This is a genomic window from Nonomuraea muscovyensis (genome assembly GCF_014207745.1).
Taxonomy (GTDB): Bacteria; Actinomycetota; Actinomycetes; order Streptosporangiales; family Streptosporangiaceae; genus Nonomuraea; species Nonomuraea muscovyensis.
Genome location: NZ_JACHJB010000001.1, coordinates 1,055,250 through 1,075,834 on the forward strand (window position 1 = coordinate 1,055,250; position 20,585 = coordinate 1,075,834).

Genomic DNA, 20,585 nt, shown 5'->3' on the forward strand with positions numbered 1-20,585 from the left:
CCCCGCGGCGAGGGAGCCGGCCTTACAGGCCCCCGCCGCGGCGGCTAAGGAGGAGTCCGCGCAGCACCCTTGCACGCTACCAGACGTCTCGCGCCACCCCGTTCCAGGTCTCACATGATGAGAACCGACAGGCAGGTGACACAGCCTTCCAGCTTCTCGAACTCCGAGATGTCCACCGCGGTCACGTCGAGCCCGCGCTCGCGGAGCATCGCGGCGGTCGCGGGAGCGGAGGCCGCCATCAGCACGCGGTCGCCGCCGAGCGGCACGACGTGCGCCCCGGCCTCCTCGGCGGGCGCGAACAGGCCGGGCAGGTCCACCCGGGACGGGTCGCCGATGAGCGTGCCGTCGGGCAGGGCGGTGACGGCCGACTTCAGGTGCAGCACGCCGTCGAGGCCGACGGGGACGACCTCCCGCTCGGGCAGCAGCACGGCGAGCTGGGCGATGCCCTCGTCGTTGGTCCGCGACGACCGCCCCACGTACACGGTGGGGCCCGTCTGCAACACGTCCGTCGAGCGTGCCCGGAGCGGCGATCCGCACCGCCGTCAGCCCGAGCTCCCGCACCGCCCGCTCGACCGAGTCCACCTCCGGCCGCCGCTCGGGCGCGCCGGGCCTGGTCAGTACGGCCAGCCGCCCGCACACCACGACCGCGTCCTCGACGAACGGCGCGTCCGGCAGGTCGTCGGCCGGATCGGCGTCCCGTCGTACGTCCACGCCTCGATCACATCGCCGTGGCCGTGGCCGGCCGAATACGAACAGGCGTTGCCCGCGCTTGAGGAACATGGTGGCGAGCGGGGTCGGGGTGCCGTCCGCGGCCGGGTCGAGGAGGGGTGGCCGAGCCACGGGTGCGACTGCGTGAACTCCAACGCCTCGACCCGCTCGGCCGCCGGCTCGGCGCGCTCGATCGGCTCGGCGGGCTCGGCCGGAGGCCCGCAACCCCTCGCGCTCGCCACTCCGGGTCGGGCGGCACCCCAACCGTCCGGGTCTGGGCGGCGGCATGCGGCACATGGGCGGCATGCGGCACGTGGGGTAGCCCGTACGGGATGATGATGGGCCCGAACATGCAGAGGTTCGGGGACGTGATCGAGGAGGCTGAGACCCCGAGGAGGCGGCCGAGCCGGGGCGCGGCTGGGTCAAGGTCTGCCCGGTGTGCGACGGCATCGACCCGCCCGTCACCACGCTCGGGAACAGCGAAGGCGCGACCGTCACGGATTGCTGCCACGCGGACGTGTCGCACCTCATCTGAGCAGGCAAGGCGGGTGGGGTGGCCGGATGACGGCATGTCCCGAAAACCGCCCCGGTCAAGCCAGGCCCACGGGGGCGCGGTGAGCGCCCATTCCCGCCCCACCCACTTGCCAATAGTAAAGGTGACCTACGACTTTACATGTGAGTAGGGGGCCTGTGACGCCTCGGCTCACACCGAAACCGCAGGCAAGCCCCCAGGAGACAACATGCCCAAGTACCGCCGCACCATCTCGATCGAAGGCCTCGCCGAAGACCTCCAGGTTGCCATCGCGACCGGCGAGTACACCACGAGCGCAGCGGTCGAGCTGCTCATGTCTTTCGGCCCGGAGCTCCCTCTCTGACCAGTGCGGGCCGTGCGACCGGCCCGCCCCAGCCGCCCCCGCCCTGCTCGCCGTCGTCCTCGGCCCTAACTCCACCGCCCCCAGCGCGCACAGCAGCGAATGCCCCAGTGTACGACTTCTTCATCCCCGCCCAGCCCGGCGAACCCGGCGACTGGTCCGGCAGCGTCACCGACCTCAGCATCTTGACGATGCGCTAGCCGAACGTCATCCCTCGCCATTACGGAGCGCATCCTTTCCGTTGCATGATCGATCTTGCTCTATCTTCTTCTTATGTAATGATCATTCTGTTTCGTCCACCCGCTACCGGAATGGACCATGTGAACACACCTTTACCTCCAGTGAGAAAGCTTCGCCGAGGGCGTCCCCGTGCTGCGCTCGCCGTGGCACTCAGCCTGACAGCCTCACTTCTGGTGGCGTTACCCGGCGCCGCTTCTGCCGCCGCCCCGACACCGGCCCCAAGTTCGCCTCTATCCGGCCCTGCCGCTCCGCCCCCCGGTTACCTTGACGCCGCCAAAACGCAGGCGAGGAAACAGGGAAAGCAGGTCGAGATCCCGAGTATGCACACCGAGAACATGACCACCGTCGCCAATCCGGACGGAAAGACGGTCGGCACGTATGTCCATCCAGCCCCCATCCGATTCAAGGGAGCCAATAGAAGCTGGCAGGCGATCGACACTACTTTAGTCCGGCACGGAAACATCATCAAACCGAAGGCGCTCAAGGACGAGGTGCGACTGGCCGGCGGCGGCGAGTCCGGCCTGTTACGGGTCAGAACGGCGAAGGGCCAAGCACAGATCGCGGTCGACGCCGAACTGCCCGCACCGGCACTATCCGGCAACAAGGCGACCTACGCCGACGCCTACGGCGAAGGCATCGACCTCGTGATGGAGGTGACGAGTACCGGTATTCGGCAGAAGATAGTCATCAAGCAGCGACCGTCCTCGGAACTCGTCCTCCGGCTTTCCATCGATGGTAATGCGGGGCTCAAATACCGCGCCAAGTCGAATAATACCGCCGAGGTGCTGCTCGACGGCGAAAAGGTCGCCGACATCACACCGGCTCTGCTGCTGGACGCGACAGCGACGACCTCGGTCACGAGCGGCAACATCAGCAACGTGGAAACCAAGCTGGAGGGCACCGACCTTGTCTATCGGCCCGACGGCGAGTTTCTGGCTGATCCAGGGACCACCTATCCGGTGACATTGCTGGCCAATCCCACCCCTTGGTACGGGGCAGGATTCCCGACGGACACCTTCGTCAGCAACGACCCGCGTTACAAGACCGGCAGCGCCCAGCAGTACATGGACGCTTTCGTGGCCGGCCGCAACAATTTCGACGGCGAGAGCGCGTACTACATCTACCGCTCCTACCTGAAGTACGACCTCAGTAACGCGCCGTGGTACGGCAGGCCCATCATCAATGCCGACGTACGGCCCTGGAACTACATCACCACGCACTGCGGCGGGCCAGAAACGCCGCAGATAGCGGTCCGGCGGGTCACCAGCAACTGGACGCTGAGCTCCACGAGTTCCGTCAATCTGCGCTGGGACCAGCAGCCTTCCGTCACCACCGACGGCCAGGCCGTCAAAGGTGGCGGAGTCGGCCGCATCCGGAAAGCAGGCGACACCTACGTGTACTGCCCGAACCTGTCCCAGGAGCTGTACTACAGCATCGAGGACATCGTGCGCGAATGGGCCGGCGGCGCCCCCAACTACGGTCTGCAGATCGCCGCATACGGCGACAGCAGCGGCCCTTCGAACTACCGTGAGTACCTGAGCAGCGAATGGGCCGGGACCGACGGCCGGGGGCCTGTGCTGTTCGTCGAATACGATGCGCCCGATCCGGAGGTCGGCGCCGTGGGCTGGTTCACGCCGGACGAGCCGGGAATCACGGACCGGACTGCCGCCGAGGCGATAGTGGCCGATCCGGACCTGGGCCGGGCCAGCGAAACTCAGCCGGTAGCGGAGGACGTGTCCGACGAGCAGGCTGTCGAGGAGAAGGATGCCTCTTCGGATGTCCATGACATCACGATGGAGGGAGCCATCGAAGGTGACCCCGTCGTGGACAATCCGTCTCCGGACACCACGCCTCCGGCGGTCGTCAGAACCGATCCGGAGAAGGATGCCACCGACGGCTCCGCCTCTGCCGTGTCCGTGCTCTTCAACGAGGGAGTGACCGACGTCCAGCTCACCGTGAAGGACGCGGCGGGAACTCCGGTGCCGGGGACGGTGTCGGATGGCCACACGCCCGCAGGCTGGACTTTCACGCCCGGCCAGCGGCTGGACCCTCAGGAGTCCTACACGGCTGAGGTCAGCGGCGCCAAAGATGCCGCGGGCAACGTGATGACGGCCCCTTATTCATGGACGTTCACCACCGCGGCGGACGTTCCTGCCTGCACGGCGCCTCCGTACGAGGACACGTCGTACGACTACGGTGACAGGGTGACCTACGAAGGACACACCTGGGAGGCTCAGGCCTCCGGCTGGCTCGGCGAGCCGGGGAGCGAACTGGGCTTCTGGCTGGATCTCGGCCCCTGCGGTGGCGAGCCCGATCCGGACCCGGTGCCCGCGTGCACCGCAAAAGCATGGAACCCCGCTCTGGGGTACTCGTACGGAGACGAGGTCACCTATCTCGGCCACACCTGGCGGGTGATCGCCGACTGGGTCGACGAAGGCGTCGAGCCGACGGCGGGCGAGTTCTGGGAAGACCTCGGCGCGTGCTCCGGGCAGCCGCCCACTGATCCTCCGTGCACCGCCTACGAGTGGAGCATGTTCGCTCCTTACTACGTCGGCGAACAGGTCACGTGGAACGGCCACATGTGGGAGGCCACGCAGGACTCCCGTGGGCAGGAACCCGGGGTCCATGCCGCGTGGGAGGATCTAGGGGCCTGTAGCGGCGAACCTCCCTTGAGCGCCAAGCGGGGGCAGACGAGGTCGGCGGCAGCTCTGCCGGACATGCCGAACGTCCCCCCGAAGGCTTCCGGAATGTTCGACCGCATGACGCCGGCGAGGTGCGCGGAAAGGGCCAATCTGGCCGGGCGGCCCCAAGGTTGGGTGATGAACCGCTTCAGCTGGTGCCAGATGGGCAAACTCGATGCTTACTACTCGTCCGGGAAATGTCTGGGGAACACGACTCCCTGCATCCCGGAGCCGGCGGAATACTACAAGGCCGATGTCATGCTCATCGGATACACGTTCAACGGTGTCGAAGGCCGTGACCAGCCCAAGGGCGACACGGCTCGCGATATCGTGGTCGAAGCCTTCGTCTATAACCAAAGCACGTACGGGAATATGCCGCCCGGCAAGAAGCTGACCCTGGGCATGGACATCGGCAACAAGACCAGATGCGAGCACATCACTTCCCGGGGCGGCCAGGCGGTCCAGAATCACCGTACGGCGCTCATCAGCAGCTGGATCACCGACGGCCGGGCGACCTTCCGCTTCAGATGTCCGCATGGCAAGGCGTCCACGAAGCGCATCACCGAATGGCTGGACGGAGCCAACGGCGTCAAGGAATACGTCGCAAATGACGAGCTGGTGAGTTTCACCAGCATCAAGCCGTACGCCAACTTCCCGGACTGGCCCGTCAAGGCCCTTGGCATCTCGCGCCACACCAAGTACATCACCGGCACCGACAAGTGGCTCGTGGGCAACATCATCCGCTGCGACAGCGCGGTGGAGTCCGACTATAAGGCCGGCGGCTGTGTCTTCTACAAGACCAAGCCCGCCGTCCACTGGAAACCCCTGGTCACGAACAAGGCCGGCACCAAGACGTGGGACATCACCCAGGCGTACCAGCACTATTGGAACGCGTGCCTGGACCCTGACGCGCAGACCTGGCCGGACAACCCCGTGAAGGACATCGCTGGGTGTGACATCCCGCCCTCTCGTGATACCGGTTACCTGCATAGGGAGAAGGAGAAGCAGGCAGGCTCGAACCAGGACGCCACGTATGTGAAGTGCAGCAGGATGTGGCCCGGGTACCCGTCGTCAGGCGACTATCCGAAGCAGTGCGACGAGTATCCATTCGCATCGACTCGCCAGCGCACCCTCGCCCCCGACGGGACTTCACACTTCTATGGCGAATGGTCCTTCTGCCCGATCCGGGCCAACGACAATGAGAAGGCCGGCCTGTATCTCAAGCGCTATTACCATGCCGACAGAGTGCTGTACAGCGATAAGTTCCGTAACAGGTTCGCCTCTCCGCCGTCCGGCGACCCGGTTCCCGCGCGGGCGCAGCTCTGCGGGACTCCATCAGTCGCCAACTAGTTAGTCGCCCCGAAAGCCGCCCGGGCTGGTATACGCTGGATCCCCGGCGTCCCCTCCCCGGGCGGCCTCCCTTTCCCTTCGGACGGAGCAGACGGGCCATGACCATGCCTCTTCAGGCGATCAGTCATTATGAGCGGCTTTTGAACGAGCACCCATGGATGCGCGACGGTTTCCACTGGACGGTGGTTCGGACCTCGGCTGCTCCTCCGTCCATCGAGGAAATCGGCGAGAGACTGTCGAGTTCTGCCGAGGCCGGTGTCGAGGAAGAGGTCGACGTCGCGTCGGGGGCCGACCTTTACCTTCCGCGCACCGTGGTGTCGGTGGACAGGCAAGAGGGAGGGTATTTTCTCTTCCAGTCCCAGGACGGCGGTATTGATGATCCTGCCGTCCTGTGCGAACTGAGCGAGAGAGATGGACCGGTTTGGAGCATCACCTCCATACTTCACAAGCACAAATACACGTATGTCACCGACGGTGAAATACGCTGGACCTGGCGCGAGTTCCCGCGCGGCGAACGGCCGAACGTGGATGAGAATGTCGTGTTCGTCGAGAAGGCATGCGAAGACATGGGTCTCCCGTTCGGCCTCGCCGCGCTCATGGCCGTCGTCGAACTGGGCAGCGGCGTGAGCATGGACCTCAACTGGCCACACGCACCGAGACCTGCCGTCGTTTTGGACGATCCCCTCTGGTGATCTGCCTGGCACGGATCATCCTGGTTGGGCGTGGCTGATGTCTCTCGCGGGCGTCGCTTTGGTACTCGTGGTCAGCGTTCGTCTGGTTGGCGGTGGCGAGCAGGCGGGCGCGGGCCGATCCGTCCACGTCTTCACCGACAAGGGGGAGCTGGAAGCCGAAGCCCCACAGCGCGGCCTCACCGCCGTCAGGCGCGGCCGGCTCACCTCCGAGGCCGAACTCGCCCAACGCCCGTACTGACCGGCCCCGACCGAAGGGCGCCCACCAGACCGGTGGGCGCCCTTCCGCTGTCTGCCACCGCTACGCCGCAGGCTCCTCGACGGCCTTCAACCCGGCCAGATTCCGAGTCAACGCGAGCCACCCCTTCAGGCGATCCAGAATCGCCAGCGCGGTCCGCCCAGCACCACGGCCATCTGCCGCACCTGCGCGCACTGCTCTGACCGCGTACGCTCCGACAGGAGCACCCCGCGCTGAACGAACAGGTAGTCGCCGATGAGCGTCCGCGCCGGCCCCGCGAACGTGGGCAGGTAGCGGCCAGCGTCATCGGCCAGCCCCCGCACTTCGCCCTCAAGCCGCTCGAACTGACGCGCCTGCTCGGCCCGCAGCTTCTCCAGCCTCTCGACTCGCCTCGGCGGGCAGCTCGGCACTCGCCGCCGTGGCCGCCAGCCCGACGATCCCGGCGGGCTTTCGCATGCCTGAAGCCGGTCAACCAAGGCTGGTGACCACGATAGACGATGGCCACCCAGCTCTGCCAGTCGTGCCCGAAAGCGGCTTGTCGCATTCGGGTGAAACCGGCATTGCTGGTCCGCACCAACCTCATACCCGCCCCACGTGGGGGCGAACCGGGCGCCCGGGTCATGTCGTGGGTAGCGCTGCGCACCGAGGCCGCCAAGACGTGGGCCGCTCTCGCGCGGCTGCTCGCGCAGGCCCCGCGCGTCCGCTACTCGGCGGACGGCGGGCTGACGTTCCCCGCGCGCTATGAGCGGCCGTTGACCGAGCGCCACCCGAACCGGCCCACCACCGTCGTCGTCTACGACCGGCGCGCCGGGACGGGCCGCCTCCTGGTCCTCGACCACGACATCAGCCGGGCCCGCGCCCCGTGCTCAACAGCCTCGCCGCGGCGGGCTGGAGGTACGGCGAGGTGGTCGAGGAGATGGAGCGCGGCATCTACGGCGGCCTGGCCGCCCTGCTCGAAAAGCGGACCGCCCGCGACCGGGACCGGGTGCTGCGAAACGACTGGCAGGAGGCAGTCAACAGCGTCGCGACCTACGCAGCGTACACGGGCCGCCAGCCGGCGGCGTCGAGCGCGGCGACGTAGGCGTCGTGCTGCCGCAGCGCCAGCCCGGGGTCGACCGGATCACGCCGCAGGTACGTGACGAGGCCGTCGGCGACACGGGGTCCGGGCTTCCTTACCAGCGCGATACCAGACATAGCGCGTGTTCTATCACGTACTCAGTAGAGTCTCCGGCATGCGGGACAACGAGATACTCACCAGGATCAGCGCTCTGGTCGCCGAGGAGCACGAGCTGCGCGGCAGGCTGTCGGCCGGCGAGCTCACCTCCGAGGAGGAGAACGCGCGGGTCAGGGAGCTGGAGGAGGCGCTCGACCAGTGCTGGGACCTGCTGCGGCGGCGGCGGGCCATGCGCAGCGTGGGTGAGAACCCCGACGACGCCGCCGCCCGCCCGGCCTCCGAGGTGGAGGACTACCAGCAGTAGCGATCGGCCAGGGAACCGATCGCGCAGAATGGGAGACGTGACGGAACGGGACGCGCGCCTTCGCATCGCCGCCGAGCTGAGGATGTTCCTGCCGGTGAGCCGCCGCCACGAGTGGCAGCGGGTCAGCCCTGACGGCACCTCGACGCTCGGCCACCACGTCGAGTCGGCCGGCATCCCGCTGACGGAGGTCGGCCCGATGACCGTCGGCGGGCGCGGCGTCGGGCCCTCCTACCACCTCGCGCCGGGCGACGTCGTCGAGGTGCGGGCGGTGCCCCGGCCGCAGCCGCTGCCGAACGAGCCGCGATTCCTGCTGGACGTGCACCTGGGCACGCTGTCGCGGCGGCTGCGGCTGCTCGGCGTCGACGCCGCCTACCACAACGACATGGACGACCCGGCGCTGGTGGAGCAGGCCAACGCCGAGCGCCGGGTGCTGCTGACGCAGGACCGGGGCCTGCTGCGCCGCCGGGCGCTGTGGCTGGGCGCGTACGTGCGCGGCTCGCGCCCGCAGGACCAGCTCCGCGACCTGCTCGAACGGTTCTCGCCGCCGCTGCGCCCCTGGACCAGGTGCACCGCGTGCAACGGCGAGCTGGTGCCGGCCGCCAAGCGGGAGGTGGCGCCGCTGCTGGAGGCGGGCACCCGGCGCAGTTTCGACGCCTACGGCCAGTGCCGCGGCTGCGGGCAGGTCTACTGGCACGGCGCGCACAGCGGCCACCTGGAGGAGATCGTCAGGTCCGCGCGGCAGTGGGCCGCCGGCGCACCGCGGTCCTGAAACGGACACGACACTCCCTGGCAACGCCGGGGAAACGGCCGGCTCCTAGGGTCCGGCCATGCGCCCAACCCCCCACGAGGTCCGGCCATGCGGCTGACCCCACACGAGCAGGAGCGCCTGCTCATCCACGTCGCCGCCGGTGTGGCGCGGGAGCGCCGGGCCAGGGGCCTGCGGCTCAACCATCCCGAGGCCACCGCGGTCATCGCGGCGTTCCTGATGGAGGGGGCCAGGGACGGGCGTACCGTGGCCGAGCTCATGCGGGCCGGGCGGACGGTGCTGACCCGCGCCGACGTCATGGAGGGCGTGCCCGAGATGCTGGACAGCGTCCAGATCGAGGCGACCTTTCCCGACGGCACCAAGCTGGTCACCGTGCACAGGCCGATCCCGTGATCCCCGGCGAGTACGCGCACCCGACCGGCGACCTGCCGCTGAACCCCGGGCGCGAGCGGGTGACCGTCCGGGTCGTCAACACGGCCGACCGCCCCGTGCAGGTCGGCTCCCACTACCACTTCGCCGCGGCCAACCCGGGCCTGGACTTCGACCGCGAGGCCGCCTGGGGGACGCGGCTGGACGTGCCGGCGGGCACCGCGGTCAGGTTCGAGCCGGGCGTCGAGCGTGAGGTGACCCTCGTCCCCATCGCCGGGCGCCGCGTGGTGCCCGGCCTGCGTCCGGAATGGGCGGGCCCCCTCGATGGCTGACATCTCCCGCGCCCGCTACGCCGCCCTGTACGGGCCGACCGCCGGCGACCGGATCAGGCTGGCCGACACCGACCTGTTCGTCGAGGTCACCGAGGACCTGGCGATGGGCCCGGCCGGGGCGGGCGACGAGGCGGTGTTCGGCGGCGGGAAGGTGATCCGCGAGTCGATGGGCCAGGCCAGGACCACCCGCGCCGAGGGCGCGCCCGACCTGGTCGTCACCGGGGTGGTGATCCTCGACCACTGGGGCGTGGTCAAGGCCGACGTGGGCGTCACCGGCGGCCGGATCAGCGGCATCGGCAAGGCCGGCAACCCCGACACCATGGACGGCGTGGACATCGTCATCGGACCGTCCACCGAGATCCTCAGCGGCAACGGCAAGATCCTCACCGCCGGGGCGGTGGACTCACACGTGCACCTCATCTGCCCGCAACTGCTGGACGAGGCCCTCGGCGCCGGCGTCACCACGATCGTCGGCGGCGGCACCGGCCCCGTCGAGGGCACCAAGGCCACCACGGTCACCGGCACCTGGTACCTGGGCCGGATGCTGGAGTCGCTGGACGCCTACCCGCTGAACTTCGCGCTGCTCGGCAAGGGCAACACGGTCAACCCCGACGGCCTGCTGGAGCAGTTGCGGGCGGGCGCGTCGGGATTCAAGCTGCACGAGGACTGGGGCTCCACGCCCGCCGCCATCGACACCTGCCTGACCGTGGCCGACGCGACCGGCGTGCAGGTGACCATCCACACCGACACGCTGAACGAGGCCGGGTTCGTCGAGTCGACGCTGGCCGCCATCGGCGACCGCGTGATCCACGCGTACCACACCGAGGGCGCGGGCGGCGGGCACGCGCCCGACATCATCCGGATGGCGTCCTACCCGAACGTGCTGCCCTCCTCCACCAACCCCACCCGGCCGCACACCGTCAACACGCTCGACGAGCACCTCGACATGCTGATGGTCTGCCACCACCTCAACCCGTCGATCCCGGAGGACCTGGCCTTCGCCGAGTCGCGGATCCGGCCCACGACGATGGCGGCCGAGGACGTGCTGCACGACCTGGGCGCCATCTCCATGATCGGCTCCGACTCTCAGGCGATGGGCCGCATCGGTGAGACGGTCATCCGGACCTGGCAGACGGCCCACGTCATGAAGGGCCGCCGCGGCCCGCTGGGCGGCCCGGCCGACAACCTGCGGGCCCGCCGCTACGTCGCCAAGTACACCATCTGCCCCGCCGTCGCCCACGGCCTCGACGCCGAGGTGGGGTCGGTGGAGGTGGGCAAGCTGGCCGACCTGGTGCTGTGGGATCCGGCGTTCTTCGGGGTCAAGCCCACGCTCGTGCTCAAGGGCGGGGTGGTGGCCTGGGCGCAGATGGGCGACGCCAACGCCTCCATCCCGACGCCGCAGCCGGTGCTGCCCCGGCCCATGTTCGGCGCCGCCCCGGTGACGGCCGCGGCCACGTCGCTGCACTTCGTCTCGCCGCCGGCTCTGGAGGACGGGCTCGCGGACCGTCTCGCCGTACGGCGCCGCCTGGCGGCGGTGGCGGACGTGCGCGGACGCGGCAAGGCGGCGATGCCGCTGAACGACGCGATGCCGCGGATCGAGGTGGCGCCGGACACGTTCGAGGTACGCGTCGACGGCGACCTGGTCGAGCCGGCGCCGGCGCCGGTCCTGCCCATGGCCCAGCGCTACTTCCTGTTCTGATGCCCGTGAACCCGGCGCTGCTGCTCCTGACCGACTCCCGCCTGCCGGCCGGGGGGCACGCCCACTCCGGGGGCGCGGAGCAGGCCGTCGCCTCGGGTGCCGTGCGCGACGTGGCGTCGCTGGCGGGGTTCCTGCGGGGCCGCCTGCACACCTCGGGCCGGGTCGCGGCCGCCCTCGCCGCCGCCGCCTGCTCCCACGCGGCCGCCCTCGCCGCCGCCTGCTCCCACGCGGCCGCCACAGCCGCGCCGGGCGAAGCGTCCCGTGAAGTCCATCCGGCCGCATCGGACGGTTCGCCCCGCCAAGTCCGTCCGGTGGGGCCGGACGGACCGCACCGCGACGAGACGTGGGGGTGGGGGGAGCTCGACGCCGAAGCGGACGTCAGGACCGTCTCGCCCGCCCAGCGGGAGGCGTCCAGGACCCAGGGCAGGCTCCTGGTGCGGGTGGCCCGCCGGGTGTGGCCCTCCCCTGCCCTCGACGACCTGGCGCTCCGGCTCCGTGACCCGCACCATCCGCTGGCCCTGGGCGTGACGGCGCACGCGGCCGGCGCGTCATCTCGGGACGCCGCGCTGGCGGCCGCCTACCACGCCGTCACCGGCCCGGCCACCGCAGCGGTGCGGCTCCTCGGCCTCGACCCGGTGGAGGTGCACCGCCTGCTCGCCGAACTGGCCCCCGACCTCGCGGCCACCGCCGGCGACCTGCCCACCGGCGGGACGTGGGCGGACCTGCCCGCCTGCTCGGCACCCGCACTCGACCTGCTGGCCGAGAGCCACGCGCGGGCCGCGACCCGGCTGTTCGTCTCCTAGGAAGGACCCCGTCATGGGCGCTCACCACGAGGACCACCACCACGCACCCGACAGCCGGGGACGGGCGCTGCGCCTCGGCGTCGGCGGCCCGGTGGGCAGCGGCAAGACGGCCCTGGTCGCGGCGCTGTGCCGGGAGCTCGGCCCGGCGCTGAGCCTCGGCGTGGTGACCAACGACATCTACACCACCGAGGACGCCGACTTCCTGCGCCGGGCGGGCGTGCTCGACGAGGAACGCATCCTGGCCGTGCAGACGGGCTGCTGCCCGCACACGGCGATCCGCGACGACATCGCCGCCAACCTCGACGCCGTCGAGACCCTGGAACACCGCTTCGGCCCGCTTGACCTGGTCATCGTGGAGAGCGGCGGCGACAACCTGACGGCGACGTTCAGCCGCGGGCTGGCCGACCGGCAGGTGTTCGTGCTGGACGTGTCGGGCGGCGACAAGGTGCCGCGCAAGGGCGGTCCCGGCGTGACCACGGCCGACCTGCTGGTGGTCAACAAGACGGACCTGGCGCCCCTCGTCGGCGCCGACCTCGGCGTCATGGACCGCGACGCGGCTGCCGTGCGCGGCGGCAGGCCCGTCGTGTTCACCTCGGTCAGGAGGGAGCCGTCGGTACCCGAGGTGGCCACCTGGGTCTCGCACCAGGTGCGCGACTGGTCGAACCGGCCGGCCCGGCTCGGCTGACATGCCGCCCACCATCCCCGCCCTGCGGGCCCGCGCCACCGTGGCGACGGCCCTGGTGGCGGGCCGCACGGCCATCCCGGTGCTCGGCTCGGCGCCGCCGCTGACGCTCCGGCAGACCGGGCCGCACACCGTGCACCTCGTCTCGACCGCCGCCGCGCCCCTCGGCGGCGACGTCCTGGAGCTCGACGTGGACGTCGCCGCCGGCACCACGCTGGAGGTCGGCTCGGTCGCCGCCACCGTGGTGCTGCCCGGCCACGGCGAGTCGGCCATGCTCGTCACCGCGCGGGTGAGGGCCGGCGCCACCCTCCGCTTCACCCCCGAACCCACGGTGCTGGCCGCCGGCTGCTCGCACCGCACGGGGGTCCGGCTGGTGCTGGAAGAGGACGCGCGCGTGTTCTGGCGCGAGGAGATCGTCTTCGGCCGGTACGGCGAGGCGCCCGGCCGCTGCCGTGGCCGCTTCGACGCCACCAGCGGCGGGCGTCCGCTGCTGCGGCAGGAGTTCGCCGTGGGCGACCCGGCCCTCGACGCCTCCCCGGCCGTCTTCGCCGGGGCGCGCTGCGTCGGCACCACCCTCATGACCCCGGACCCGGCGGTGGGCCGCCGCGAGGCGGTGGTGGGCGAGGGCGTCGCCGTGCTGCCGCTGGCGGGGCCGGGCGTCCTCGTGTCGGCGCTGGCCGCCGACGCCGTCGAGCTGCGCCGCCGCCTGGCGTGGGGCGAGTCCGCGGCCCGCACCCCGCTCTGACCGCCCCTTTCCACCCGGCAGGACGGCCGAAAGCCCCCAAACCATCCGGCATGGCGGTCAGGCCGGGACCGGACCGCACGGGTGGCCTGGCCGGGGCGGCGTGGCCCGCCTATGGTGATCGTGTGGCCGACTCTCTCATGCCAGGCCCCGCGAGACGCCGGGCACGGCGCGGCTACGCGCTGGCCGTGGCCGCCGCCGGGGCGCTGCTGGCGGTCAGCGCGATCCTGCCGTGGGCGGGCATCGAGGCCCGCAGTGACCTGCTCGGCGCCGGCGTCACCCAGGACGTCCGCGGCGCCGATGACAGCCTCGGCGTGTTCACCCTGGTCGCGGGACTGGTCGCGCTGGCCCTGGGGACCGCCGGGCTGCTGGCCCGCCCGTGGATCGCCACCCTGGCCGCCGTGCCCGGCGGGCTGGCGGCCGCGCTCCTGGTGGTCTTCGTGACCGACCCCGGCGGCGCCGGCGACCGGATCGCGTTCGACCTGGGCGGGGTCCTGTCAGTGGCGCCGGTGATCCGCTATGGCTGGTTCGCCGCCCTGGCGGCCGCGCTGGCGGTGGTGCTCTGTGCAGTCCTCACCCTGACCCGCCGTTCCTGACCGCGCCACGGGTGCTCGGGGCGGGCCCCGTCAGTCGTAGAAGCCGAGGCGGCGCAGCTGCTTCGGGTCGCGCTGCCAGTCCTTGGCGACGCTGATCCGCAGGTCGAGGTAGACCCGGGTGCCGAGCAGCGCCTCGATCTGCTTGCGCGCCCGGGTGCCCACGTCGCGCAGCCGCTCGCCCTTGTGCCCGATCACGATGGCCTTCTGCGAGGGACGTTCGACGAACATGTGCGCGTAGATGTCGAGCAGGTCGTCGCGCCCCTCGCGCGGCAGCATCTCGTCCACCACCACGGCGATCGAGTGGGGCAGCTCGTCGCGGACCCCTTCCAGCGCCGCCTCCCTGATCAGCTCGCCCACCAGCACCTGCTCGGGCTCGTCGGTGAGCTGGCCGCCCTCGTACAGGGGCGGCGACTCGGGCAGGTGCTCGATCAGCACGCCGGCCAGCACGTCGAGCTGGTCGCCCCGCTCCGCCGACACCGGGACGATCGCGGCGAACTCGGCGATCTGCGAGACGGCCAGCAACTGCGCCGCGATCTGCTCCTTGCTCGCCAGGTCGCACTTGGTGACGACCGCGACGACGGGCGTCTTCTTCACCGCCGCGAGCTTGTCGGCGATGAAGCGGTCGCCCTTGCCGATCGGCTCGTTGGCGGGCAGGCAGAAGCCGATCACGTCCACCTCGGTCAGCGTGGACAGCACGAGACTGTCGAGCCGCTCGCCGAGCAGCGTGCGAGGCCGGTGCAGGCCCGGTGTGTCGACGATGACGATCTGGGCCTCCGGCCGGTGCACGATGCCCCGGATGACGCGCCTGGTGGTCTGCGGCTTGGAGGAGGTGATCGCCACCTTCGTGCCGACCAGGGCGTTCATCAGGGTCGACTTGCCGACGTTCGGCCTCCCGACGAAGCAGGCGAATCCGGCGCGATGGCTGTCTGGCGAAGTCACCTGTGCATTGTCGCCCATCATGGCCGCTGCCCGCGCCACCAGGCGAACACCTCGGGCAGCACGCGGGGTGACCACGGCGTCATCCGCAGCTCCGGCAGCTCCGCCTCGGTCACCCAGCGGACGTCGGTGATCTCGTCGCCGTCGGGGGTGGGCGTGCCGGAGGCGATCACGCAGCCGTACACCGCGATCATGTACATGCACTCGTGGCCGTTGGGGTAGACGGCGTGGAACTCGGGCCCGCTGTGGACGCCGATCAGGCCGCGTACGGTGACGTCGACGTCGATCTCCTCGCGCAGCTCCCTGACCACCGCCTCCTCGGGCCGTTCGCCGGGGTCGAGGCCGCCGCCGGGCGCCGCCCACAGGTCCACGTCGCCGTGCCGCGCCACCAGCAGCCGCCCGTCGGCGTCGAACACGCACCCGCACACCGACGGCAGCATGAGCAGGTCGGAGCCCACCTTGGCGCGCAGTCCGGCGAGATAGGGGGACATCGCCACGGGTCAGCTCCGGGGTGTGCCGTCGGGGCCGGCCACGAGGAGCGCCCCGGCGCCGAGCTCGCGGGCGACCTCCTCGTCGGCGCTGCCCGGGTCGCCCTCGCTCACCAGCGCCGCGGCCTCCAGGGAACGCGCGCCGCTGGAGACGGCCATCGCCACGGCGACCTGCACCGCCGACAGCGTGAGCGAGGAGAGCGTGACGTCGGTGGCGGAGTAGGTGCGGCCGGTCTCGTCGCGCACGGCGGCACCCTCGGCGGAGCCGTTGCGGGCCCGCGCCGCCCGGGCCAGGGTGATGAGCTTGCTGTCTTCAGGATCGAGAGTCACGGGCACTAGGTTAGGCCGTGGCCATCTTCAGCACCGCTCCGAGGAGCTGTCTGGTGCGTTCGGGATCGACCCCGGCCAGGCCGGTGTGCACGACCGACACGAGCGTGTCACCGGAGCGGACCAGCACCACGTCCATCACGTACGGGTATCCCTTCAGCTTGCCGCGCAGCTCGGCGCCGACCATCTCGTCGCCCACCTCGTCGCCCATCTCGCGCAGCGGTGCGGGCAGCGGCCGCAGCCTGAGCCGGGTGCCGCCCGGCGAGCGCATCGCCCGGCACTCCGCCATGGCCTCGGCGAGGTCGCCGAGGTGTTCCTCCGCCTCGGAGCCGGCGTAGCGGGCCAGGCCCACCGCGGCCTGCTCGCCCAGCTCGTCGCCCCGGTAGCTGACGGCCGCCTGCGCGGTCAGGGCCCTGGCGGGCGCCCGGCCGGCGGCGGGTTCGAGCACGGTCAGGCAGTCGGTGTTCTTCGGTTCGAACGGCGCCCGCCAGGGCCGCTCCGCCCTGGGCGAGAAGCCGTCGGGCAGCCGTGGCCGGTCGTTCAGCACCTCGTGCAGCCGGGCCGTCGCGCGGGCGTCGGGGCGGACCTCCTCGTGGGCACCGCCGCCGCAGCCCGCCAGGCTTCCGGCCAGGAGGCCGCCGGTGGCGACCAGGCCGAGCATCCGCAGTCCGCATTCCATGATTTCCCCCGAACGCGGATCTCCCCGGGCACGGAGGACGACAATCCACCAGACACACCAATAAAGGATCAAACGCTAAAAGGGTGCTCTCGCCCGGCTTAACGGACGAGAGCACCCTTTTACGCCGAGCAACGTCACGATCGGCTAGCAGATCGAGACGTTGCCGCCCCCCGGAAGCGCCCCTCCACCGCGAACCCCATCCGGCGAATCGGGCGCTTCCCTGTCGGCGCCCTCCGCACTGGGCGCCGGGACCAAGACTGCGGCACAGCACTTGCAGACCGCTTGGAGAACACTTGCCGGCTCCCCGCGAGGCCGTCAGTCCTGCTCTGCGGCGGCCGGCACCACGTCGTTGGACGGAGCGGCGACCCTGCGGACCACCACCGTGCTGATGCGGTTGCGCCGCCCGGCCAGGCTCTCGGCGGTGAGCCGGAGACCGGCGACCTCCGCCTGCGAGCCGGCGATCGGCACCCGGCCGAGGGCGTGCGCGAGCAGGCCGCCGACCGTCTCGACGTCGTCCACCTCGATCTCGGTGTCGAACAGCTCGCCCAGCTCGTCGACCGGCATCCGGGCCGTCACCCGCAGCCCGCCGTCGGGCACGGGCTCAACACGTGGGGCCTCCTGGTCGTACTCGTCGGTGATCTCACCGACGATCTCCTCCAGCACGTCCTCGATGGTGACCAGCCCGGCCGTGCCGCCGTACTCGTCGATGACGATGGCCAGGTGGGTCTGCCGCGCCTGCATCTCGCGCAGCAACTGGTCGATGGGCTTGCTCTCGGGCACGTACGTGGCCGGGCGCATGATCGAGTCGATCCGCTCGCCGCCGCCGTCCTGCCCGGCCTCGTGGACCCGGCGGATGATGTCCTTGAGGTAGGCGATGCCGACGACGTCGTCCTCGTTCTCGCCCACGACGGGAATGCGCGAGAAGCCGCTGCGCAGCGCCAGCGACAGCGCCTGGCTGAGCGTCTTGCCGCGCTCGATGAAGACCATGTCGGTGCGCGGCACCATCACCTCGCGCACGAGCGTGTCGCCCAGCTCGAACACCGAGTGGATCATCTCGCGCTCGTCCGGCTCGATCACCCGGCGCTCCTCGGCCAGGTCGACCAGGTCGCGCAGCTCGGCCTCGGAGGTGAACGGGCCCTCGCGGAAGCCCTTGCCGGGGGTGAGCGCGTTGCCGAGCAGGATGAGCAGCTTGGGCAGCGGGCCGAAGATCCGGGTCAGCCCGTAGACGATCGGCGCGCTCGCCAGCGCGATGGGCTCGGCGTGCTGGCGGCCGAGCGTCCGCGGCGAGACGCCGACGATCACGTAGCTGACCAGGATCATGATGACGGCGGCCGTCACGTACGCCCAGCCCTGGTCGCCCAGGTGGTCGATGGACAGCAGCGTCACGATGACCGTCGCGACCAGCTCGCAGCTCAGCCGGAGCAGGAGCAGGAGGTTGAGATAGCGCGGCGCGTCGGTGACGATGGCCTGCAGGCGCGCGGCCCCGCGCCTGCCCTCGCGGACGAACTCCTCCGCGCGCACCCGGGAGATCCGCGTCAGCGCCGTCTCCGCACTGGCGATCAGGCCACCGATCACCACGAGGGTGACGGCCAGGGGCAACCAGGCGTCCACCGCTAGCCGCGCACCTCCTGCCACGACTCCAGGAGCCGGGCCTGTAGGCCGAACATCTCCTTGTGCTCCTCCGGCTCGGCGTGGTCATAGCCGAGAAGATGGAGGATGCCGTGCGTGCACAGCAGCTCCAGCTCGTCACGCGTGCTGTGCCCGGCATCGGCCGCCTGCCTGGCGGCCACCTGCGGGCAGAGCACCACGTCGCCGAGCAGGGCCGGGTCGGCGGGGGCGTCGCCGTCGCCACGCGCGCCGCCGCCGGGCCGCAGCTCGTCCATGGGGAAGGCGAGCACGTCGGTGGGGCCGGGCTCGCCCATCCACTTCTCGTGCAGCTCGGCCATGGCGTTCTCGTCGATGACCATGATCGACATCTCGGCGAGCGGGTTGACGCCCATCTCGCCGAGGACGTGGGCGGCCAGGCGGACGATGCTCTCCTCGTCGACCTGGACGCCCGACTCGTTGTTGATCTCTATGCTCATCGCCGCTTGCTCCGCTGCTGGATCGGCTTGGCCGCGCCGCCCGACACCGCCGGGTCGCGCTGGGCGTCGTAGCGGCCGTAGGCGTCGACGATATCGCTGACCAGCTTGTGGCGGACCACGTCGGAGCTGGTCAGCCGGGAGAAGTGGATGTCGGGGATGCCGTCGAGGATCTCCTGGACGACGCGCAGGCCGCTGGTCGTGCCCGACGGCAGGTCGACCTGCGTGACGTCACCCGTCACCACGATCTTGGAGTTGAAGCCGAGCCGCGTCAGGAACATCTTCATCTGCTCGGCCGAGGAGTTCTGGGCCTCGTCGAGGATGATGAAGGCGTCATTGAGTGTCCGGCCCCGCATGTAGGCGAGCGGCGCGACCTCGATCGTGCCCGCGGCCATCAGCTTGGGGATGGAGTCGGGGTCGACCATGTCGTGCAGCGCGTCGTACAGCGGGCGCAGGTAGGGGTCGATCTTCTCGTAGAGCGTGCCGGGCAGGAAGCCCAGCCGCTCGCCGGCCTCGACGGCGGGCCGGGTGAGAATGATCCGGTTGACTCGCTTCTCCTGCAGCGCGCGCACGGCCTTGGCCATCGCGAGGTAGGTCTTGCCGGTGCCGGCGGGACCGATGCCGAACACGATCGTGTGCTGGTCGATCGCGTCGACGTAGCGCTTCTGGTTGACCGTCTTGGGCCTGATCGTGCGACCGCGGGAGGAGAGGATGTCGAGCGAGAGCACCTCGGCGGGGCGGTCGGAGGTCATGCGCAGCATGGCGATGCTGCGTTCGACCGCGTCGGGCGTGAGCTCGCCGCCGTTGTTGAGCACCTCCACCAGCTCCTCGAAGAGCCGCACCACGGCACCGCTCTCGTCGGGACTGCCGGTGACGGTGATCTCGTTGCCTCGTACGTGGATGTCGGCCTTGAAGGCGCCCTCGATGACGCGCAGCAGCTCGTCACGGGAGCCCAGGAGGCTGACCATCGAGTATTCGTCCGGAATCAGCACCTTGGCTTGTGTGCGCGTCGGAGGTGCGGTCCGTCGGGATTCGTGTAGTTCGGACATGGGCAGGCCAGCGGCCTGATGCCTCCCGGTCTCTCTGGATGTGCTTCTCCGCCCATGGTAGCCGGGCGGGGGCCGCAGGCTCTCGCCAATATCGGCCCGCCCGCCGCCCGGGCCGGGAGCGCCTGTCAGCCGGGCGGCCAGCCCAGGTCACGCCCGCCCACGACGTGGGCGTGGACGTGGAAGACGGTCTGGCCCGCGGCGGGGCCGGTGTTGAAGACCACCCGGTAGCCGGCCTCGGCCACGCCCTCCTGGACGGCCACGGCGTGGGCGGCCTTGAGCACGTCGTCGGCGAGCCCGTCGTCGGCCCCGGCCAGCGCCGCCGCGTCGGCGTGGTGCTCCTTCGGTATGACCAGCACGTGGGTGGGGGCCTGCGGGTTGACGTCGCGGAACGCCAGGGCCCGGTCGGTCTCGAGGACGATCGCGGCCGGGATCTCCTTGGCCGCGATCTTGCAGAAGAGGCAGTCGCTCACGGGGGCAGCCTATCGAGACCGCGGCCTCGGGGCCGGGCCGATGGTACGCTGCGACTCTCAGCACCCTGTTGCGAATCGGTGATCGGCTGTGTCGTGCGCGGGAAGATCCTCGCGGTTAGGGTGAGGTGCGACACTTCAGCACTAAAGACGATTCAGGGCCGGGTAGGCCGCCTGGCGAGGACACGACTGGGTAATGCCCCCTAAGGAACCGCAAGAGCGTAAACCATCTGGGAAGGCCGCGCGTCCTCAAGAGGTGACCACCGAAACCCTCCTGGCCGACCGGTCGTTAGGGTCCGCGCCGGTCGGGTGG

The 20,585-nt window shown here is 70.6% G+C and carries 23 protein-coding genes and 1 pseudogene; 14 read left to right on the plus strand and 10 right to left on the minus strand.

The window, feature by feature from the left end; translation table 11 throughout:
- Positions 1-110: 110 nt before the first annotated feature.
- Positions 111-696: pseudogene (locus FHU36_RS05010) on the minus strand (N(G),N(G)-dimethylarginine dimethylaminohydrolase); the annotation flags it as partial.
- Positions 697-1,448: 752 nt separating this feature from the next.
- Here FHU36_RS05010 and FHU36_RS45480 point away from each other — a divergent pair.
- The 4 genes from FHU36_RS45480 (at position 1,449) to FHU36_RS05025 (ending at position 6,781) form a co-directional block, all read left to right on the plus strand.
- The gene (locus tag FHU36_RS45480; RefSeq protein WP_281394155.1) at positions 1,449-1,583 is read left to right on the plus strand and encodes a hypothetical protein; all 135 of its coding nucleotides are present in this window, start codon (positions 1,449-1,451) and stop codon (positions 1,581-1,583) included.
- 572 nt (positions 1,584-2,155) lie between these two features.
- The gene (locus FHU36_RS05015) at positions 2,156-5,851 is read left to right on the plus strand and encodes an Ig-like domain-containing protein (RefSeq protein ID WP_185082612.1); all 3,696 of its coding nucleotides are present in this window, start codon (positions 2,156-2,158) and stop codon (positions 5,849-5,851) included.
- 98 nt (positions 5,852-5,949) lie between these two features.
- Positions 5,950-6,543, plus strand: coding sequence for a hypothetical protein (locus FHU36_RS05020; protein ID WP_185082613.1), 594 nt, complete (start codon positions 5,950-5,952; stop codon positions 6,541-6,543).
- A gap of 67 nt (positions 6,544-6,610) precedes the next feature.
- On the plus strand, positions 6,611-6,781 hold the full coding sequence (locus FHU36_RS05025) for a hypothetical protein (protein ID WP_185082614.1): 171 nt from the start codon (positions 6,611-6,613) through the stop codon (positions 6,779-6,781).
- 125 nt (positions 6,782-6,906) lie between these two features.
- On the opposite strand, the gene FHU36_RS05030 is transcribed toward FHU36_RS05025, so the two are convergent.
- Positions 6,907-7,188 (minus strand): hypothetical protein, encoded by a 282-nt coding sequence (locus FHU36_RS05030; protein ID WP_185082615.1) that lies wholly within the window; start codon positions 7,186-7,188, stop codon positions 6,907-6,909.
- A 452-nt stretch (positions 7,189-7,640) separates the two neighbouring features.
- Between FHU36_RS05030 and FHU36_RS05035 the strand changes: the two genes are divergently transcribed.
- The 10 genes from FHU36_RS05035 (at position 7,641) to FHU36_RS05080 (ending at position 14,245) form a co-directional block, all read left to right on the plus strand.
- Positions 7,641-7,859 (plus strand): hypothetical protein, encoded by a 219-nt coding sequence (locus tag FHU36_RS05035; protein WP_185082616.1) that lies wholly within the window; start codon positions 7,641-7,643, stop codon positions 7,857-7,859.
- A 151-nt stretch (positions 7,860-8,010) separates the two neighbouring features.
- Positions 8,011-8,256 (plus strand): DUF2630 family protein, encoded by a 246-nt coding sequence (locus FHU36_RS05040; protein WP_185082617.1) that lies wholly within the window; start codon positions 8,011-8,013, stop codon positions 8,254-8,256.
- 37 nt (positions 8,257-8,293) lie between these two features.
- Positions 8,294-9,025: a Mut7-C RNAse domain-containing protein gene (locus tag FHU36_RS05045; RefSeq protein WP_312891436.1), complete on the plus strand. Its 732-nt coding sequence runs from the start codon at positions 8,294-8,296 to the stop codon at positions 9,023-9,025.
- 87 nt (positions 9,026-9,112) lie between these two features.
- Positions 9,113-9,415: an urease subunit gamma gene (locus tag FHU36_RS05050; protein WP_185082619.1), complete on the plus strand. Its 303-nt coding sequence runs from the start codon at positions 9,113-9,115 to the stop codon at positions 9,413-9,415.
- Positions 9,412-9,723 (plus strand): urease subunit beta, encoded by a 312-nt coding sequence (locus tag FHU36_RS05055; protein WP_185082620.1) that lies wholly within the window; start codon positions 9,412-9,414, stop codon positions 9,721-9,723. Before FHU36_RS05050 ends, FHU36_RS05055 begins: the two co-directional genes overlap by 4 nt.
- Entirely contained in the window at positions 9,716-11,422 is a 1,707-nt protein-coding gene (locus FHU36_RS05060) for an urease subunit alpha (RefSeq protein WP_185082621.1), read from the plus strand. Before FHU36_RS05055 ends, FHU36_RS05060 begins: the two co-directional genes overlap by 8 nt.
- The gene (locus FHU36_RS05065; RefSeq protein WP_185082622.1) at positions 11,422-12,225 is read left to right on the plus strand and encodes an urease accessory protein UreF; all 804 of its coding nucleotides are present in this window, start codon (positions 11,422-11,424) and stop codon (positions 12,223-12,225) included. The genes FHU36_RS05060 and FHU36_RS05065 overlap by 1 nt, the downstream gene beginning before the upstream one ends.
- Positions 12,226-12,238: 13 nt before the next feature.
- Entirely contained in the window at positions 12,239-12,910 is a 672-nt protein-coding gene (gene ureG, locus FHU36_RS05070; protein ID WP_185082623.1) for an urease accessory protein UreG, read from the plus strand.
- 1 nt (position 12,911) lies between these two features.
- Positions 12,912-13,652 (plus strand): urease accessory protein UreD, encoded by a 741-nt coding sequence (locus tag FHU36_RS05075; protein ID WP_185082624.1) that lies wholly within the window; start codon positions 12,912-12,914, stop codon positions 13,650-13,652.
- A gap of 122 nt (positions 13,653-13,774) precedes the next feature.
- A complete protein-coding gene (locus tag FHU36_RS05080) occupies positions 13,775-14,245 on the plus strand; it encodes a hypothetical protein (RefSeq protein WP_185082625.1) in 471 nt (156 codons plus the stop codon).
- A gap of 30 nt (positions 14,246-14,275) precedes the next feature.
- Here FHU36_RS05080 and era read toward each other — a convergent pair whose 3' ends face one another.
- The 8 genes from era to FHU36_RS05120 form a co-directional block, all read right to left on the minus strand.
- On the minus strand, positions 14,276-15,184 hold the full coding sequence (gene era, locus FHU36_RS05085) for a GTPase Era (RefSeq protein ID WP_312891437.1): 909 nt from the start codon (positions 15,182-15,184) through the stop codon (positions 14,276-14,278).
- Between the two features lie 17 nt (positions 15,185-15,201).
- Entirely contained in the window at positions 15,202-15,672 is a 471-nt protein-coding gene (locus tag FHU36_RS05090; RefSeq protein ID WP_246502188.1) for an NUDIX domain-containing protein, read from the minus strand.
- Positions 15,673-15,681: 9 nt separating this feature from the next.
- Positions 15,682-15,999: a cytidine deaminase-like protein gene (locus FHU36_RS05095; RefSeq protein WP_185082627.1), complete on the minus strand. Its 318-nt coding sequence runs from the start codon at positions 15,997-15,999 to the stop codon at positions 15,682-15,684.
- Positions 16,000-16,009: 10 nt separating this feature from the next.
- Positions 16,010-16,675 (minus strand): hypothetical protein, encoded by a 666-nt coding sequence (locus FHU36_RS05100; RefSeq protein ID WP_185082628.1) that lies wholly within the window; start codon positions 16,673-16,675, stop codon positions 16,010-16,012.
- A gap of 315 nt (positions 16,676-16,990) precedes the next feature.
- On the minus strand, positions 16,991-18,286 hold the full coding sequence (locus FHU36_RS05105; RefSeq protein WP_312891438.1) for a hemolysin family protein: 1,296 nt from the start codon (positions 18,284-18,286) through the stop codon (positions 16,991-16,993).
- A gap of 2 nt (positions 18,287-18,288) precedes the next feature.
- The gene (ybeY, locus tag FHU36_RS05110; RefSeq protein ID WP_185082630.1) at positions 18,289-18,759 is read right to left on the minus strand and encodes an rRNA maturation RNase YbeY; all 471 of its coding nucleotides are present in this window, start codon (positions 18,757-18,759) and stop codon (positions 18,289-18,291) included.
- Entirely contained in the window at positions 18,756-19,805 is a 1,050-nt protein-coding gene (locus tag FHU36_RS05115; protein WP_185082631.1) for a PhoH family protein, read from the minus strand. The genes ybeY and FHU36_RS05115 overlap by 4 nt, the downstream gene beginning before the upstream one ends.
- Before the next feature lie 125 nt (positions 19,806-19,930).
- A complete protein-coding gene (locus tag FHU36_RS05120; protein ID WP_185082632.1) occupies positions 19,931-20,275 on the minus strand; it encodes a histidine triad nucleotide-binding protein in 345 nt (114 codons plus the stop codon).
- Between the last annotated feature and the right edge of the window lie 310 nt (positions 20,276-20,585).